Origin of the sequence: Bacillus sp. BPN334 (assembly GCF_008368885.1) — a bacterium.
GTDB lineage: Bacteria > Bacillota > Bacilli > Bacillales > Bacillaceae_G > Bacillus_A > Bacillus_A wiedmannii.
Window position 1 is genome coordinate 133,207 of record NZ_QOZW01000010.1, and the last position, 17,316, is coordinate 150,522.

20 protein-coding genes and 2 pseudogenes are annotated in these 17,316 nt (G+C 35.7%); 11 read left to right on the forward strand and 11 right to left on the reverse strand.

The genetic code is table 11. The features are described from left to right. Positions 1–148: 148 nt before the first annotated feature. The 4 genes and pseudogenes from acuA to DN393_RS15805 all read left to right on the forward strand — a co-directional run bounded on the left by acuA (position 149) and on the right by DN393_RS15805 (position 3,536). A complete protein-coding gene (acuA, locus tag DN393_RS15790; protein ID WP_063222474.1) occupies positions 149–781 on the forward strand; it encodes an acetoin utilization protein acetyltransferase AcuA in 633 nt (210 codons plus the stop codon). 17 nt (positions 782–798) lie between these two features. After that, entirely contained in the window at positions 799–1,443 is a 645-nt protein-coding gene (locus DN393_RS15795; RefSeq protein ID WP_000634568.1) for an acetoin utilization AcuB family protein, read from the forward strand. Further along, positions 1,440–2,606: an acetoin utilization protein AcuC gene (gene acuC / locus DN393_RS15800; protein WP_081257162.1), complete on the forward strand. Its 1,167-nt coding sequence runs from the start codon at positions 1,440–1,442 to the stop codon at positions 2,604–2,606. The genes DN393_RS15795 and acuC overlap by 4 nt, the downstream gene beginning before the upstream one ends. Positions 2,607–2,727: 121 nt before the next feature. Continuing rightward, a pseudogene (locus tag DN393_RS15805) lies at positions 2,728–3,536 on the forward strand (alpha/beta fold hydrolase). Positions 3,537–3,653: 117 nt separating this feature from the next. Here DN393_RS15805 and DN393_RS15810 read toward each other — a convergent pair. The 3 genes from DN393_RS15810 to DN393_RS15820 form a co-directional block, all read right to left on the reverse strand. Next, entirely contained in the window at positions 3,654–3,923 is a 270-nt protein-coding gene (locus tag DN393_RS15810; RefSeq protein WP_088047995.1) for a hypothetical protein, read from the reverse strand. Positions 3,924–4,047: 124 nt separating this feature from the next. Continuing rightward, positions 4,048–4,737: a response regulator transcription factor gene (locus DN393_RS15815; RefSeq protein WP_064474563.1), complete on the reverse strand. Its 690-nt coding sequence runs from the start codon at positions 4,735–4,737 to the stop codon at positions 4,048–4,050. 1 nt (position 4,738) lies between these two features. Next, positions 4,739–6,193 carry a sensor histidine kinase gene (locus tag DN393_RS15820; protein WP_064474562.1) on the reverse strand — a complete coding sequence of 485 codons (1,455 nt, stop codon included), beginning with the start codon at positions 6,191–6,193 and terminating at the stop codon, positions 4,739–4,741. 315 nt (positions 6,194–6,508) lie between these two features. On the opposite strand from DN393_RS15820, the gene DN393_RS15825 reads away from it, so the two are divergent. From DN393_RS15825 to mscL, 3 genes are all read left to right on the forward strand, one after another. Beyond that, positions 6,509–7,090, forward strand: coding sequence for an ankyrin repeat domain-containing protein (locus DN393_RS15825; protein ID WP_149173676.1), 582 nt, complete (start codon positions 6,509–6,511; stop codon positions 7,088–7,090). Between the two features lie 136 nt (positions 7,091–7,226). Continuing rightward, positions 7,227–8,153, forward strand: coding sequence for a Gfo/Idh/MocA family protein (locus DN393_RS15830; protein ID WP_088047992.1), 927 nt, complete (start codon positions 7,227–7,229; stop codon positions 8,151–8,153). A 128-nt stretch (positions 8,154–8,281) separates the two neighbouring features. Continuing rightward, entirely contained in the window at positions 8,282–8,683 is a 402-nt protein-coding gene (mscL, locus tag DN393_RS15835) for a large-conductance mechanosensitive channel protein MscL (RefSeq protein ID WP_064474560.1), read from the forward strand. Positions 8,684–8,731: 48 nt separating this feature from the next. Here mscL and DN393_RS15840 read toward each other — a convergent pair whose 3' ends face one another. Together DN393_RS15840 and DN393_RS15845 are read right to left on the reverse strand one after the other, a co-directional pair. Then, positions 8,732–9,004 (reverse strand): DUF3917 domain-containing protein, encoded by a 273-nt coding sequence (locus DN393_RS15840; RefSeq protein ID WP_000636592.1) that lies wholly within the window; start codon positions 9,002–9,004, stop codon positions 8,732–8,734. Positions 9,005–9,205: 201 nt separating this feature from the next. Next, positions 9,206–10,318 carry an RNA-guided endonuclease TnpB family protein gene (locus DN393_RS15845; protein ID WP_149173677.1) on the reverse strand — a complete coding sequence of 371 codons (1,113 nt, stop codon included), beginning with the start codon at positions 10,316–10,318 and terminating at the stop codon, positions 9,206–9,208. A 340-nt stretch (positions 10,319–10,658) separates the two neighbouring features. Between DN393_RS15845 and dhp61 the strand changes: the two genes are divergently transcribed. From dhp61 to DN393_RS15860, 3 genes are all read left to right on the forward strand, one after another. After that, on the forward strand, positions 10,659–10,955 hold the full coding sequence (gene dhp61 / locus DN393_RS15850; RefSeq protein ID WP_088047647.1) for a protein Dhp61: 297 nt from the start codon (positions 10,659–10,661) through the stop codon (positions 10,953–10,955). Between the two features lie 81 nt (positions 10,956–11,036). Continuing rightward, complete coding sequence (locus DN393_RS15855; RefSeq protein ID WP_088047648.1) at positions 11,037–11,273, forward strand: DUF3949 domain-containing protein; 237 nt, start codon at positions 11,037–11,039, stop codon at positions 11,271–11,273. Between the two features lies 1 nt (position 11,274). Beyond that, positions 11,275–11,637 (forward strand): DUF4288 domain-containing protein, encoded by a 363-nt coding sequence (locus DN393_RS15860; protein WP_116443042.1) that lies wholly within the window; start codon positions 11,275–11,277, stop codon positions 11,635–11,637. A gap of 34 nt (positions 11,638–11,671) precedes the next feature. Here DN393_RS15860 and ccpA read toward each other — a convergent pair whose 3' ends face one another. The 6 genes and pseudogenes from ccpA to DN393_RS15900 all read right to left on the reverse strand — a co-directional run bounded on the left by ccpA (position 11,672) and on the right by DN393_RS15900 (position 15,980). Then, positions 11,672–12,670 (reverse strand): catabolite control protein A, encoded by a 999-nt coding sequence (gene ccpA / locus DN393_RS15865; RefSeq protein WP_001103309.1) that lies wholly within the window; start codon positions 12,668–12,670, stop codon positions 11,672–11,674. A 382-nt stretch (positions 12,671–13,052) separates the two neighbouring features. Then, positions 13,053–13,174: pseudogene (locus DN393_RS32425) on the reverse strand (bifunctional 3-deoxy-7-phosphoheptulonate synthase/chorismate mutase); the annotation flags it as partial. 256 nt (positions 13,175–13,430) lie between these two features. Then, a complete protein-coding gene (locus DN393_RS15885; RefSeq protein ID WP_070169156.1) occupies positions 13,431–13,913 on the reverse strand; it encodes a DUF2247 family protein in 483 nt (160 codons plus the stop codon). Positions 13,914–14,007: 94 nt separating this feature from the next. Then, positions 14,008–15,024: a CamS family sex pheromone protein gene (locus DN393_RS15890; RefSeq protein WP_064474557.1), complete on the reverse strand. Its 1,017-nt coding sequence runs from the start codon at positions 15,022–15,024 to the stop codon at positions 14,008–14,010. 117 nt (positions 15,025–15,141) lie between these two features. Further along, the gene (ytxJ, locus tag DN393_RS15895; protein ID WP_046956174.1) at positions 15,142–15,468 is read right to left on the reverse strand and encodes a bacillithiol system redox-active protein YtxJ; all 327 of its coding nucleotides are present in this window, start codon (positions 15,466–15,468) and stop codon (positions 15,142–15,144) included. Continuing rightward, entirely contained in the window at positions 15,468–15,980 is a 513-nt protein-coding gene (locus tag DN393_RS15900) for a DUF948 domain-containing protein (RefSeq protein WP_081257212.1), read from the reverse strand. The genes ytxJ and DN393_RS15900 overlap by 1 nt, the downstream gene beginning before the upstream one ends. Before the next feature lie 187 nt (positions 15,981–16,167). On the opposite strand from DN393_RS15900, the gene DN393_RS15905 reads away from it, so the two are divergent. After that, entirely contained in the window at positions 16,168–17,283 is a 1,116-nt protein-coding gene (locus tag DN393_RS15905) for an aminopeptidase (RefSeq protein ID WP_000654739.1), read from the forward strand. Positions 17,284–17,316 lie beyond the last annotated feature (33 nt).

The window sequence follows — 17,316 nt, forward strand, 5'->3', positions numbered from 1 at the left end:
TTATCTATTATAATGACATTATTTAAAATTTTCAGTATTTTTGTTGATTTTTAGACAAATTTTTAATGACAAATTTCGATTCACATCGCATATATTATAAAGTACGATATTAATAGATTCACAAACCCTCAAGGTGGTGAGTAATACATTGATTCATAAAAAAATATATAATGCTAGAAACTTAAAAACAGCGAAAGGCACTTTAATTATTGAAGGTCCTGTCTCTACACATAACTTAGAAATGTATGAATTTCATCCCGATTTAGTTGCGTTTCGTCCTGCCGAGCAGCAATATAAAGCAATTGTCGAAATTTCTAAATTACCAGAAGCTCGTCTCATTATCGCTAGACATGACCAAACGATTGTTGGATATGTTACATACTTATATCCCGATCCACTTGAACGATGGTCAGAAGGAAAGATTGAAAACTTAATTGAACTCGGGGCGATTGAAGTTGTCCCAGCCTTCCGCGGTTGCGCTGTCGGAAAGAACTTATTAGAAGTTTCAATGATGGACGATTATATGGAAGATTACATTATATTGACGACTGAATATTATTGGCACTGGGATTTAAAACAAACAGGCTTGAATGTTTGGGAATACCGAAAAGTAATGGAAAAGATGATGAATGCCGGTGGCTTACAATGGATGGCTACAGATGATCCTGAAATTTGTTCGCATCCCGCTAACTGTTTAATGGTCCGCATCGGTAAACGCGTTGATACAGATTCTATTCAAGCATTTGATCGTCTACGTTTTCACAATCGTTTTATGTATTAATAAAGGGGGCAACTGGAATGATTGTAGAAGAAATTATGAATCAAGATGTAGTGACACTACATCCAAACGATACAATCGAAACAGCAATCCGAACGATACGCACGAAAGGCATTCGGCACATTCCAATTGTCGATCAAAATAATCATGTCGTAGGCATTATTTCTGATCGGGATGTAAGAGATGCAAGTCCGTCTATTTTAGATGAACAAGTTTCACTCGATATGCTGAAGCAACCACTTGAACTTATTATGAAACATCCTGTTATGACTTGCCATCCTCTCGATTTCGTTGAAGAAATTGCTACTTTATTTTTTGAAAATAAAATTGGCTGTCTCCCTGTTACAAAGGCTGGCAAGCTAGTTGGAATCATTTCTGAATCTACTGTACTGCACACGTTAGTGAAATTAACAGGAGCACATCAACCGAGTTCACAAATTGAAATTCAAGTAAAAAATGAACCTGGTATTCTCGGAAAAGTCGTTGCCATTTTTAGTGAGTTACAAATCAATATCGTGAGCGTTCTCGTCTACCCAGCAAAAGATGAGAATGATAAAGTACTCGTTTTCCGCATTCAAACGATGAATCCGCTAAAAGTGATTGATGCACTTGAAGCAGAAGGCTACCGCGTATTATGGCCGAATATTATGGGGATGCAAGCATGAGTAGCGCGTTTATTTATTCGGATGACTTTCGGGGCTATTCGTTTAGCCCTGATCATCCTTTTAACCAACTGCGCGTCACACTCACGTATGATTTATTACAAAAGGGCGGTTTTATCTCTCCCTCCCAAATCATCTCACCACGAATGGCTACAGATGAAGAAATCGCCTACGTTCATACAGAGGAGTACATAAATGCGGTAAAACGTGCTGGAGAAGGTAAGTTAGAAAAATCAATTGCGATGACATATGGACTTGGAACAGAAGATACACCGATGTTTCCAAATATGCACGAAGCAAGTGCATTACTCGTTGGCGGTACGTTAACTGCTGTCGATGCTGTCCTTTCCGGAAAAGTAAAACACGCGCTTAATTTAGGCGGCGGCTTACATCACGGCTTCCGCGGCAAGGCATCTGGATTTTGTATTTATAACGATAGTTCCATCGCAATGAAATATATACAGAAAAAATACGGTTTACGTGTTTTATATATTGATACAGATGCTCATCACGGTGATGGTGTACAGTGGTCTTTTTACGATGATCCTAACGTATGCACCATTTCATTACATGAAACTGGGCGCTATTTATTCCCTGGAACTGGCGCTGTAAATGAACGCGGACAAGGTAATGGCTATAGTTATTCTTTTAACGTCCCACTCGATGCCTTTACAGAAGACGAATCGTTTTTAGATTCATATCGAACTGTCGTAAAAGAAGTTGCCGCATACTTTAAACCGGATATTATTTTAACGCAAAATGGTGCTGACGCACATTATTACGACCCACTTACACACCTTTGCGCAACGATGAATATTTACCGTGAAATACCGAAGCTCGCTCGCGAAATCGCTAATGAATATTGCGAAGGTCGCTGGATCGCTGTCGGCGGTGGTGGCTATGACCATTGGCGCGTCGTCCCAAGAGCTTGGGCACTCATTTGGCTCGAAATGAACAACATCCAAAACATCTCAGGTTATCTCCCTCCAGAATGGATTGACGCTTGGAAAGGACAAGCTGAAACAGAACTTCCCCTCACATGGGAAGATCCAAACAACATGTATAAACCGATCCCCCGTAAACCAGAAATTGAAGAAAAGAACGCATTAACTGTAACGAAATCCCTTGAAATTATTCGGAATAATATGACAAAATCTTTGTACTAAACGAAAAGGAGGCTCGTTTTTGAATAGCCTCCTTTTATTTATTGTCTGATTTTGTCAGTAAGTCGCTATATTTCGAGTTGCGCTGATATATTTTATTTCATAATTAACTGGTCCAACTTTTATGAGAAAAGGTAGTGATATTATGTGGAAACTACAAATAATTAGCACGAAACGTGGCACATTTGAACTCTTTACAAAAGGAAATGGCGAACCACTTTGCATTACACATCACTATTCACAATTTAATGAAACTGGCGATTACTTTGCGGATGTTTTCACTGCTACGCATCGTGTATTGCTCATTAATTTACGAAACGCTGGTAACTCAGCAAAAGCCAATTCAGAAAAAGAATTAAGTATGATTGAAACCGTTCACGACTTAGAAGCAATACGAGAAGCTTTACAACTCCCAACATGGCATTTCGCTGGCCATTCAACAGGTGGTATGCTTGGACTTTTATATGCGATTGCATATCCAAATTCCTTACAATCATTAGTCGTCGTTGGAGCCGCAGCAAGTAACTATACCGAAACACCCTTTTGCATTTATCACCCAGCACATCCTCAGTTTCATTATATGCAACAACTCATCGAAAACTTAAAAAGCCCTCTCCTTACAAGTGAAGAACGGAAAGAGCTATCTACTAAGAGAACAAAATTATCATTGTATAAACCAGAAAACTACAACTCTTATTTTTGTAAACCAATCCAAAAAACTATGTCCGCTAGCCGGATGAACGCTTTTTCAAATGAATATCCTTCATTTGATTTAAGAGAGCATTTACCTTCCATCCAAACAAAGACACTTATTATATGCGGAAGACATGATGTACAGTGCCCAATTCAGTATTCTATTGAGATGCATGATGGCATACGTAATTCTATCTTTGTGATATTTGAGGAGAGTAACCATTATCTTTTTTAGAATAATGTGCTCAGTTTACTTCTACTACTCAAACATTTTATAAATCGTTACACTAGTACCGTTATTACTAAGGAAAGCTCACAGCCTCTATAAGAATATGAGCTTTTTTCAAAAGAAGTATTTCACACTAGAAACAACAAGAAGAACAAAAAAATCATTAAGCCTACATCAAGTAATACTGCCTTTTTATCTCCTTCTTTTATACTCATCATAAAACTAGAAATTATTTTAATTCCAAAAAAGACCATCATAAATAACCCACCGAAATGATCATTCGTAGAATCTCCATCATAAAACATTTGTATTGCACCGATAATTAATAAGATAAGTACGATATTCGTTCCAATCTTTAAAGTCTTGTTTAATTTATTATCTTTTAATGTATCTCCCAAAATGTAGCACGCCCTCTCATGCTCTCCTATGTTTTATCTCTCTTTATATCTTAACATAAATTACCTATTATTCCCTTTTAGTCCAGATAACAATAAAAAACCTGCCAATTACTCGGCAGGTACATTACACGTTAAAGCGATAACCAGCTCCCCACACTGTTTCAATATATTGCGGGTGAGCAGGATCTCTTTCAATTTTTTCACGTAGCTTTCGAATGTGAACAACGACAGTGGCTAAATCGCCAGCTGAGTCTAGTCCCCAAATACGTTCAAATAACTGTTCTTTATTTAATACTTGGTTTGGATGCGTTACAAAGAATGTTAGTAAATCAAATTCCTTCGTTGTAAACGCAATTTCTTCATTGTTTATAAACACTTTTCTCGCTCGCTGATCGATAGAAATCCCATGAATATATAACGTATCGCGTTGCTTACTCACATTTCCTGATAATCTTTCATAACGAGAAATATGCGCCTTTACTCTTGCTACTAATTCACTCGGGCTAAACGGTTTCGTTATATAATCATCCGCCCCTAAACCGAGTCCGCGAATTTTATCTATATCTTCTTTCTTTGCTGAAACAAGTAAAATCGGAATGTCTTTTATAGCACGTATTTGTTTACAAATTTCAAAACCATTCATTTTCGGAAGCATAATATCTAAAATAATTAGATTATAATCTTCCTGAAGAGCCATTTGTAGACCTACTTCTCCTGTATGTTCTACATCGACTTGAAAATCACTAATTTCTAAATAATCTCGCTGTAATTCTGCAATACTTATTTCATCTTCTACTAATAAAATTCTCTTCATTCTACTCACCACATTCCTGTACTTTTTTCAATGAGAAGAAAATACTTGTACCTTCCCCAAGCTTACTTTCCGCCCAAATTTCTCCGCCATGTTCTTCAACAATTTGCTTCGCTATCGCTAAGCCAAGTCCACTACCACCTGTGCTAGAATTTCGCGATTGCTCTGCACGATAAAACCGCTCAAATATATACGGCAGCGTATCAGCTTCTATACCTGATCCATTGTCCACCACTTTTACAATGACTGTATTGTTATCACTTAATACTGTTACAGTAATTTTCTTCGCTTCTTTATCCATGTATTTCACACTATTATGAATTAAATTTGATATCACTCTATTTATCTTTTCACAATCGGCCGTTACATATAGTGGTGATGAATGCAATTGTAAATAAACTTCTATACCTTCCTCACTTAAATCCATCTGCATCTCTTCTAATAATTCTTGCATAAACACGTTTAACTCTATCGTTTCAAACTGAAAAGGAACTCGATTCAAATCAAGCTTTGAAAACAAAAAGAGCTCATCAATGAGTGTATCCATATGCTTTGCCTTCGTATGAATGGTCGTTAAATACTTATCCATTTTTTCTGGCGTATTTGCGACTCCATCTTTTATGCCTTCTACATATCCAATAATAGATGTAATCGGTGTTTTTAAATCATGAGATATGTTTGAAATGAGCTCTTTTCGATTTTCTTCATACTGCGTTTGCATCTCTATCGACTCTTTTAATCTCTTCCTCATTTCCTCAAATCCTTGATTTAATTGCCCAATCTCATCATGGGATGTAACTGGAATTTGGAAATCTAAATCCCCTTCTTTAATTCTCCCAGTCGCATCTTTCAGTACAAAAATTGGTTTTATCACACTTCTTGAGACGAAATAACTTAATAGCCCTATGAGTAAAATGGCTAACAGTAAAAGCGCTCCGAACAAAATCGGAAATAACTTTTGTGTAAGATCGACAAATGAACTTTGCCTTTTTAGTACAAATATACTCCCTTCTTCATCCCCAGGAAAATAAAAATCAAATTTTACATATCGATAAAATGTATCGCCTAGTTCCGTTGTACCACGACTATTAATATTTGCTGATTCAAATTTCGGAAGGGCTTCTTTTAAAGATACACTTTCAAATACTTTTGTAGCATAAGAAATGGTTTCTCCCTTTCTTACAACTATTTTCACACCTTCTTTTTCAAGTGTTGAAACGAACGATTCATCTAATAGTTGAGATTGATTTTTCTTTGCCGCTAATTTCAATTCAATATACGTATTCTCTTCTTCTGGCGTAAGCGGCTTTTGAATATAGGAACTTTTATAGAAATTTTTCACTGATTCCAAGTCTCCTGTTATGGAAAAAACAATTAAAAATCCCGCGACTAATATGAGCGTAATGGAAACGAAAATAACAGCAATATAAGAGAATAAAAATCTTGTTTTAATAGACATATGTTACATCCTCACTTTACCCCGCATTAACGGGCAGTAAGACCCCCACCTCAAAATCCAGAGAAAGCAAAGAAGTTAGGTAGGAATCAACTGCCCATAAAAGCCCGATTGGTTCAACTAATAATCAGTGGGGGCCCCCCCCACTGATTAAAGTTTCACTTTACCAAACCTTATTACTCATAAGCATAAAAATATATGTTCAAATACTCAAGCGATTTTATAGTAATTTTAGCGTCAGTTTATAAAAATTTAATGTTCCTATTTTACAGTTTAAATTAGGATACCGAATTGCTTGCAAAAGGAGGTTGAAATTCCATGTTCAAAAAAACAGTAAGCATGATATGTTGCGTAATTTTTTTACAAGGATGCTCACAAGAACAAGAAGTTAAAAAGGAGATGACAAACATGGAGACAGCACTACTAACAGCTACTGAGAAACAAGAAACGAATACTGTTATATCATTACTCAAAAAAGGGGCTGACGTAAATATCCAAGACGATATGAAAAACAATCCCTTTCTATACGCCGGTGCAGAAGGTTACTTTGATATTTTAAAACTAACGATTGATGCCGGTGCAGATCCATCGCTTACAAATCGTTACGGCGGAACAGCTCTTATCCCCGCCTCAGAACATGGCTATATTGATGTTATTAAAGAACTCCTTACGCGAACAACTATTGATGTTAACCATGTAAATAATCTCGGGTGGACCGCTTTAATGGAAGCCATCGTACTAAGTAATGGAAACGAAACACAGCAACAAGTCATTCAGCTTCTTATTGAGCACGGTGCAGATGTAAATATTCCCGACAACGATGGTGTTACCCCGCTAGAGCATGCCCGTGTTCATAACTTTGAAGAGATAGAGAAGATTTTGTTAGCGACAAATAAATAAAAGCTCATTTCCTATAAAAAACGTATCATTTTCAAATCTATTTTTTGCCATTCTCCCCAGTCTATGCTACAGTTATTTCGTCACATAGCTATACAGCTAGACAACTTATATATTTATAATAGGGTGGGAAAAAAACATGAGCAAACCTCGTATTGGAATGATTGGATTAGGTAGTATTGCACAAAAGGCTTACCTTCCAACACTGACAAAGGAAACTGATTGGACTTTTGTGGGAGCGTTTACACCTAATGTTAATAAAAGAAAACAAATTTGCGAGCAATATCGTATTCAAGATTTCGCTAACCTTCAGGCACTCGCTTCAGAATGTGATGCGGCTTTCGTTCATAGTTCAACTGCTACACATTATGAAATCGTTTCTGAACTTCTGAAAAAAGGAATCGATGTTTATGTTGATAAGCCGCTAGCTGCTACTACTGAGCAAGCAGAGAAGCTAGTTGAAATGAGTGAAAAGTATAACCGAAAGTTAATGGTCGGATTTAATCGCAGATTCGTTCCTATGTATGTTGCTGCAAAAGAGCAAGCTCATAATATTTCATGGGTTCGAATTGAAAAGCACCGCACAAATAAAGTGGGGCCATATACGTATGACTTTACTATGTTAGATGATTACTTACATATTGTAGATACTGCTCGCTGGTTAGCTAACGATGACCTTAACATCGTTCATAATATGATGCAAATCAATGAAAAGAACGAACTTCTTTACGGACATCATACATATACAACTGCAAATGGACTTTTACTTTCTACGGCGATGCACCGCCATGCAGGTACAAATTTAGAACAAATTGAACTTGTAACGGCAGGTAAAATCATTCGCGTAAAAAATATGAACACATTTGAAATTGAGCAAGAAAACTCCGTTTCACAAAGTGGTTCACCATCATGGGAGACAACGTTAAAGCAGCGCGGATTTGAAGATGCTGTTCATCATTTTATCCAATGTGTACAAGGTGATACACAGCCTATTGTAGATGGATTAGAAGGATTAAAATCTCAACAAATGCTCCAATCTCTACTGCAAGCTGTAAGCAAAAATTAAAACGGATACATTTTTCAGAATTTACTTTCATTCCCATTTCCTCTTTATTTCTATCACAAATTTCTATAGAATATGTTGATAGGAATTATAAATTTCATATTGAATCGTGGAAAGGATGGGATTAACACATGTGGAACGAGTTTAAAAAATTCGCATTCAAAGGGAATGTAATCGATTTAGCTGTCGGGGTTGTAATCGGTGCTGCATTCGGTAAAATCGTTAGTTCTTTAGTAAAAGATATCATCACACCATTACTTGGTATGGTACTGGGCGGCGTTAACTTTACAGATTTAAAACTTACATTCGGTAAATCATCTATTATGTATGGTAACTTCATCCAAACTATTTTTGATTTCTTAATTATTGCAGCTTCTATCTTTATGTTCGTTAAAGTGTTCAACAAACTAACATCTAAAAGAGAAGAAGAAGAAAAGACAGAAGAAATTCCAGAGCCAACGAAAGAAGAAGTTCTTCTTAGCGAAATTCGTGACTTATTAAAACAACAAAATTCTTCTAAAGATAGAGCATAATTGAACGGATAAAAAGGCATGCCCCTCGGGACATGCCTTTTCTATATGCTATAACGTTTCCGAATTCATATGAATAAATAAAATAATACCTGCAACCATAAGTACCATAATACTACCTGCAAATAGTGTAATACCCATGAACATTAAACTTGTGCTCATGTCCACTGATACACTTTCAATAAAAATAGAAATTACATACGTGATAAGGGCAATTCCTGCAAGAATACTTCCTGGAACAAATCGCTTTAAGCCATTTTGTTTTAACGTCATATATGCAAAAATAGCAGTCATACAAAGCGTAATTATCCAAAGAACGATCATCTTTTCTCCCCCCTCACAAGCCTTTTCTTTCTATTATACATGACATTGCCCTATAATAGGTGAACTACCCACCACTTAGTACCTCTTACGAGCTTACTTGAAGTAGGGGCTTCTCGGTTCATCGCTACTTTTGATAGCTAACGAATTTGTCCTAGGACAGCCGAGCTAACTCCCTTGTTCCAAAGGTTATTTTGTTATTATTTATGCCAACACTAATAAGCGGATGGCTTCCTTTTTGATATTAATCGCTGCATTATAATCACGGCCAATTGTAAGTCCACACAAACACGTATACGTGCGTTCACATAACGGCATTTCTTTTTTATTTCCACAATTACTACACATCTTTGTAGAAGGAAACCATTTATCTATTTTTACAAGCTGTTTTCCTTTTTCTTGTAGCTTATATGCTAAAAATGTCGTGAACATCCTCCAACCGTTGTCCGCTACACTCTTACCAAATCTAAATGCTCGTGACATTCCTTTCATATGTAAGTCTTCGATTGCTACAACGTCAAAATTCGTAGCTAACTCTTTAGACTTATGATGAAGAAAATTTTTACGTTGATTGGCGACCTTTTCATGCAATTTCGCTACACGAATGCGTTGTTTATTCCAGCGTTCTGAACCTTTCACACGTCTTGCTAATACTCGTTGTGCCTTCGCTAATTTCTTTAACATCTGACGATAAAAGCGAGGATAATTGGCTTTCTCATCTTCGCTACTCACGTACAATTCAGCCATTGCAAAGTCTAATCCAACTACACTTTGTACTTCTTTTTGTACAATCTCTTTTTCATATTCAGTCAAGATGGACACATAGTATTTACCAGTAGGTGTCATCGAAATCGTACACGATTTGATGATATGTTTTGGCGGGATTTCTCTATGTTGCTTCAGTTTCACCATTTTCAACTTTGGTAATTTAATATAACCATGAAATAACATAATATTTCCGTTTACTCGATTCGTTGTATAGGATTTTCTACTCTTTTTACTTTTGAATGTAGGAAAATCACTTTGACCACTAAAAAAATTCTTATACGCAGTTTGCAAGTTTAATTGCGCGTTGGCCAATGCCAATGAATCAACTTCTTTCAACCATTCATACTCTGTCTTATATTTTGCAGGAGTAGGGAATTTTTCTTTCTTTAGTTCTTCCTTGTTCTCTTTATATTTTTCATATACTTCTATTCGTTCAGCCAGCATTTTGTTATACACAAAACGTACACACCCGAATGTTTTTCGTATGAGATGTGCTTGTTCTTCTGTTGGATACAGACGAAATTTATACGCCTTATTCTGCTTTGGCATATCCATTCACCTCATTTTCCGCTTCATTTTCCATAAGCTATGACGGTGATCACACAACCTGAACACTACAAGATTATTATCTACTTTCATTGTTATACTAAAATTCCCCTCTTATAAGACTGATTATATCAGAGGCGAAATAAATAGGAAAACCAAATGTTCGGCTACGCCAAACCGAAATTCATCTCCACCTGCCGCTAGACTATCGTCTTTCACACGCCTGAGGAAGGAAACTTCTTTCGGATAATATGTTAAATTTGCACTTATGTGACATATAACAAGGATTAATACTATTTTGTAGCGAAGTCACCGATAAGCTATATACTAGGGAGGATTTCAATTGGAAGATGATATTGTAGGATATTTTAAACAAGTAGAGCGATTCGATTATATTACAATCGACTTAGACAAAAAGTTTTTTTATATTGAAGTTGTGCAATTAGAAACAAATATAACTTTGCTAAAAATATCAATTAACTTAGAAGAAGATGAAACTATTATTGCTGGCAATGTAAAACAATATGATCCTTCTCGGTTAGAACCGCTAATACAAAGTTTTAAGCACACTGCACAAACATGCCTTAAACATAATTTACGAAGTCCTGAAGAACTTTTTGCATTTTGGAAAGGAAATTGAACGTTAGAAATAAATGGATATTTTTTTATGTAAATCAATATAATTAATATATATAAATATCCTTTATAAGGGAGTGTTCATATGATTTGGATTTCACTAATTGTATTAGCCTATTTCATCATTTTCGTCCCAATACAGTATAACTATATTAAGATGCTCAAAGAAAAGCAGAAAAAAATGAATGTTTCACAAAACGAACTATATGACAACATGTCTTATGAAGAATCCCAAATACACTATCATTATCAAAGCAACGTATTTACAATACCTGCTTCGCTTGTCGCAAGTATTATTTATAAGGTGAAACATGCAGCATAATATGTACGCTGTAAAATTATTGTTTGAATCTGTTCATTCTGGTGAGCCTCATCCTACGAAAATGGATGAGCATTATGAAGAAAATCGCGATAAACTTTTTGAAGAAAGTATTATCCTCGTTAAAGCAAACGACCTAGAGGAAGCTCACGAATTAGGCAAAAAAATAGCTATACACTCTGAAGAATCGTACGATAATGTGTATGGTGAACAAGTCACATGGAAGTTTCGAAAAGTGCTACATGTATTTGAATTAAATGATACTTCATTTGAAACAGGAACAGAGTTGTACGCAAGATTTTTACACGTTAAAAAAAATGAAACGGTAGATACAATAGTTAAAACATACTACCCTGAATACGAATAAAAGCTCACAGCAATTGCTGTGAGCTTTTTTATACTTATTTCGTTGAATCTCTAAATTGGATGCGGTGAGGTAAGATAACAGTGTGATCTTCCACTTTTTCTTTGTTCATATACTTTGTTAATAGACGCATTGCTACTGCACCGATATCATACATTGGTTGTACAACTGTTGAAAGTTGCGGACGAACCATTAATGCAAGGCGTGTATTATCGAAACCAAGTACTTCTACATCAGTTGGTACGTTTAATCCAGCGTCTTGTGCTGCATGGATTACACCTAGTGCCATTTCGTCAGAAGATACGAAGATTGCTGTTGGCTTTTCATCACTGCTCCAAAGCTTTTCGAATGCTTCGATACCTGAATCATATGTGTAATCTCCATCGATTATAAGATTTTCATCATATGAAATACCTGCTTCTTCTAAAGCTTTTTTATAACCTTGTAACTTCTTCGCGCTTCCCGCTTTATTAATGAAAGGACCAGAGACGAAACCGATACGCGTATGCCCTTGCTCAATAAAGTGCTTCATTGCGTCGTAAGCTGCTTGCGTATAATCAATATTTACTGATGGCGTTTCATTTTGCTCATCAAATGACGCTGCTAATACGATCGGTACTGGAGACTTTTTGAATTCTTCAATGTGAATGTCTGTAATATCTTCACCCATGAAAACAATTCCGTCCACTTGTTTTCCAAGCATCGTATTTAATAAATGGAACTCTTTCTCTTTGTTTTGGTCAGAGTTACTTAAAATGATGTTATATTTGTACATTGTTGCGATATCTTCAATTCCACGAGCAAGTTCTGCATAAAACGTATTTGAGATATCAGGAATAATAACACCTACTGTAGTTGTCTTCTTACTTGCTAGTCCACGTGCTACCGCATTTGGGCGGTACCCTAAACGATCAATTGCTTCTAATACTTTCTTTCTTGTTGTAGGCTTTACATTTGGATTACCGTTCACTACACGAGATACGGTAGCCATTGAAACGTTTGCTTCACGCGCTACATCATAAATTGTTACGTTCATCTCATCGCACACTCCTTCTATTTTTGTTATCTATTTTTATGTATCGGTTACTTGAATGAAAAAAAGACATCAACTCTATTTGCAGATGCCACCAATCGTCCCGAGTTCTTCCTTTTACTAATGATACGATAAAAACGCAGGCTCATACAATATTTTCCCGCAAAAGTTTCGAAAAAATTCGCTTCTTTTCTCGTATTTTCGTATTTTTTATGAAAAAAAGGACATTTTTTGTAAAAATATAGATATTCAATACGTAGAAACCTTATTTTAAGCAATACGATAGTAGATAGTAAATGAAATTTATATCGGTGATTTTTCAAATATATCGACTTACCGACAGAAACCGAAAATGATATTCATTTGATGCGCGCTGGATCTGGGCTGGCAATAGGAGGTCACATCGCCCTGTAGAATGCGTTATATCGACAACGACAGGTAAATATGTGTTTCTTTCTTTAAAATCGGCACAGCGGAAACATGAAGCGTATTACGCATCGATCTTTCATTGCTTCAGAAAATTGACGTACTTGTTCATAACTTTCTACTGTGCATGGTCCCATAATAAAAAGCTGATTTCCATCACCATTAATTTCAACAATCGTATCTTCTTGTAACTCTAAACGAGCTTGGAAAGTATGTTATAACATCTAGGTTTCAAATGGCTCATTATTATTCTCTGCGATTACATATAGCATAACTTACCTTCCCGTTTCAGAAACTAATTGTAAGTCACGACCTATTTATTGATAGTTTGTATATATTAGCATTTAAATCTCGATTCCTCTAATTTCAAAAATTCCCCAAACCTATTTACCAAATCTTTTTTCGTAGTGGGAACTTCTTGAGGCATATAATTAACAAAACTCACCATATCTTCTGGATAGTGATGATTTCCATAAAACTTTGCAATTTCATTTAATAACTCATTATCTTCTTTACATCTTTCTTTTATTTCAGATAAACAAACAAATCTTAGTTTTCTTTTCTCTTCTACTAACACTGTGCTTTCTTCATCTAATTGAGAAAAATAATTAGTTTTTATTTCTAACATCACCTTACCTAAATTTTCATTAGAGACTCTCCATGAAAGTTCACTAACAAACTCACTTTCATCACCAATCCCCATCAATTCTACTGCATAATCAGAAATAACGTCTTTACTAAAATAATTCCCTTGGACGCCTACAAAAATAGTTTTCCAATCATACTTAATATGTTTATTTTTTAAGTCTCTTAAGTTCATATGACTTCCCCCTTACTTTTTGGAATTTGATTTGGCTTATCCGCCATAACACCATTTTCAATAAAAAAAAGACAGTTTAAACACTGTCTTTTTTTTATAAGAAGGAAACAAACGGTTTTTCGCTGTTTTTCTCTTTTATAATAATTGCCTCGATTTTACTCTCGGACTTTATCTGCAATTGTACTTTCGCATCTTTAGGTAATTTTTCTAACATACTTTGAGCAGCCATTTGGGTAAGAGCCATTAATTCTGTTTTACCGTTATATTTAATAACGATATTCATATTTAATGTATCCATCTGGTTTTTCTTGTAAGAAACTTTAGCATTTACTGGGATAAAATCTGCCGGAGAAAAACCTTTCATTGCATCAGCAAATTCAGTTATTTTGGTATTATCTTCTCCATGTGCTTTTGTAAATTCATCAGAAGGATATGAAAATGCTTGTTCATCGATCGTGCTCCAATTTCCAAGGTTCGTATCATTCTTTTGAACGGTAGCACTAGCAATATACGTACCATTTTTTAAAGAACTTGTATTTTCTTGCTTAAAGATAGCGAACGTAATTGGAGACTTATTATACTTGTCATTTTTATTAATCGCTTCAATAAGTTGCTTGGCAACTTCAGTACCTTTAGACATAGCTTCTTCATTCGATACACTTGAAGACATAGCTAAACCAATCATAACACCAGATAAACTTAGTTCGTTTGAATTCTGTTTTCCGAAATAGTCTTGTTCTATAATATTCGTCAAAACTGGTGCTTCTACTTTTGCGACTAGTTCATCAACTAACTTCTCCGGAATATACTGATTTAATTGTAGTACATGATTCTCTGTATCAAATTGCTCTTTTGCAATATTCATTAAACCATTTTCATACTCTGCTAAATCTAATTTAGAATTTGTTTTTATATTAGCTGTATTTATAACCTTTTGTTCTTTTAAAGGAATTACAGTTCTATAATAATCTTTAGAAACAGCAGTTCTCGGAATCATGCTTTTTTCTTTCGTATCCTTCTGTATAACTTCATCCTTCTTACTAATCGTATCATTACTACAAGCTCCTAGTAATAAACTTACGACCGCGAAGGATAATGCCATTTTCTTCATTACTTAAAACCTACTTTCAACAATCTAATTATTTAATTTGAACTAATAACAGTGTACCATTAAATATATTTCAACAAAAACAAAAAAAAGAAGCAAGCACCTTTAGCTTGCTTCTTTTTACTTAATATTCTCTTCTAAAGCGTCTTTTTTAATGTTCCAATGAGACGTATTCCATACTACCATCCCATCTTTTATGTATAACACTTGCGGAGATTCATGTTTAATGCTGTACTGTTCTGCAACACGATTCGAAACATCTCTCGCATCTTGTACGTATAAGTAATACGCTGGTACTGCTCGTTCTTCACTACAATACGCTTGAAATTCTGTATATGCACCATGACTAATCGGGCATGTCGTACTATGTTTAAAAAGAACATAAGGCTCGTTTTTTTCTACTAATACTTCAAGCTCTTCAATTGCTTCAATTTTTGTCATATTCATCACGATTCACCTCTCATGCGAAGTCTAGAGCGCTTCTCTTTCTTTTCAGCTTTTTTCTCAAGTCTTTCTAATTTACGCTCTTCTTTTTCAACCTTTTTCTCTTGTCTTGTCGCACGATAATGATTGTATACTTCAATTGCAGCGCTACTCCACTGTACAACTTGCGCTACTTTATCTGCATTGTTTTCAATTTCGTCCGTAACAGAATCTGATGCATTACGAAGTTTCGTATTTAAAGAATGGATTGTTGTTCCAATTCCATCTACACCCGATACTACTTTATTTAATGATTGTGACTTCTGTTGAATGTCATCAGCTAACGCATTTGTTTTATGTAATAATTGCTCCGTCTCTACGCTAATCCCTTGCATTTGCTTTTCTAAACCTTCTAACGTGCTTGCAACGTTTTCTAACGTCTTTTGTACCGATAACAACGTTCTGCATACATACACTACTAATACAGCGAAAGCAACCGCGATAATAGCTGCACTTACATATAAAAGAACTTGCATTTCATCACTTCCTTTATCTTTTTCATACTTTCCCCTATTATACAATCATTTTCCGTTTCGTTCTAATCCCTATCTTTTCATTAGAATTTTCATACTTATTCGTTAACTTTAACATAAATGATTCAACAAATTCCACTAAGTAGGTTACAATAGGAGAGGATACATAATTAGTAGGGAGGCTTTACATATGAAAGATCCACGCATTGAAAAGTTAGCATACAATTTAATTAACTACTCTATCCGCTTACAAAAAGGCGAAAAAGTATTAATTGAAAACTTTGGCTTACAAAAAGAACTTGTAACTGCACTTGTAAAAGAAGCATATGCCGCTGGTGGTTTCCCATTCGTTTCTCTAAAAGATCATCAAGTAGATCGCTCTTTATTAATGGGTGCTACTGAAGAACATTTCGAACAAATCGCTGCATATGAAGCAAGCGTAATGAAAGATATGGACGCTTATATCGGTCTTCGCTCTGGCGATAACATTAACGAACAAGCTGACGTGCCAAGTGAAAGAATGCAAATTCACGGTCAAACAGTTGGTAAGAAAGTTCATAGAGACATCCGCGTTCCGAAAACGCGATGGGTTGTTCTTCGCTACCCAAATGCTTCTATGGCGCAGCTTGCTAAAATGAGCACAGAAGCTTTCGAAGACTTCTACTTCGAAGTTTGTAACTTAGACTACGGTAAAATGGATAAGGCGATGGATAGCCTTGTTACATTAATGAATAAAACAGATAAAGTTCGCCTAACTGGTCCTGGAACTGACTTAACATTCTCTATTAAAGACATTCCAGCTATTAAATGCTCTGGTCATTTAAACATTCCAGACGGTGAAGTATACTCTGCACCAGTTCGCGATTCTGTTAACGGTACAGTTTCTTACAACACACCATCTCCTTACAACGGTTATACATTTGAAAATGTACAACTTAAGTTTGAGAACGGTCAAATCGTTGAAGCAACTGCAAACGATACAGAGCGCATTAACAAAATCTTCGATACAGACGAAGGCGCACGCTACGTTGGTGAGTTCGCAATCGGCGTAAATCCATACATCTTACATCCTATGGGAGACATCCTATTCGATGAAAAAATCGATGGCAGCTTCCACTTCACTCCTGGACAAGCTTACGACGATGCATGGAACGGCAACAACTCGAACATTCACTGGGATTTAGTATGCATCCAGCGCCCTGAATACGGCGGCGGCGAAATTTACTTCGACGACGTACTAATCCGTAAAGATGGACGCTTCGTTGTACCTGAATTAGAAGCTTTAAACCCAGAGAACTTAAAATAATAATAAAAACGCTCGGAATGTTCTCCGAGCGTT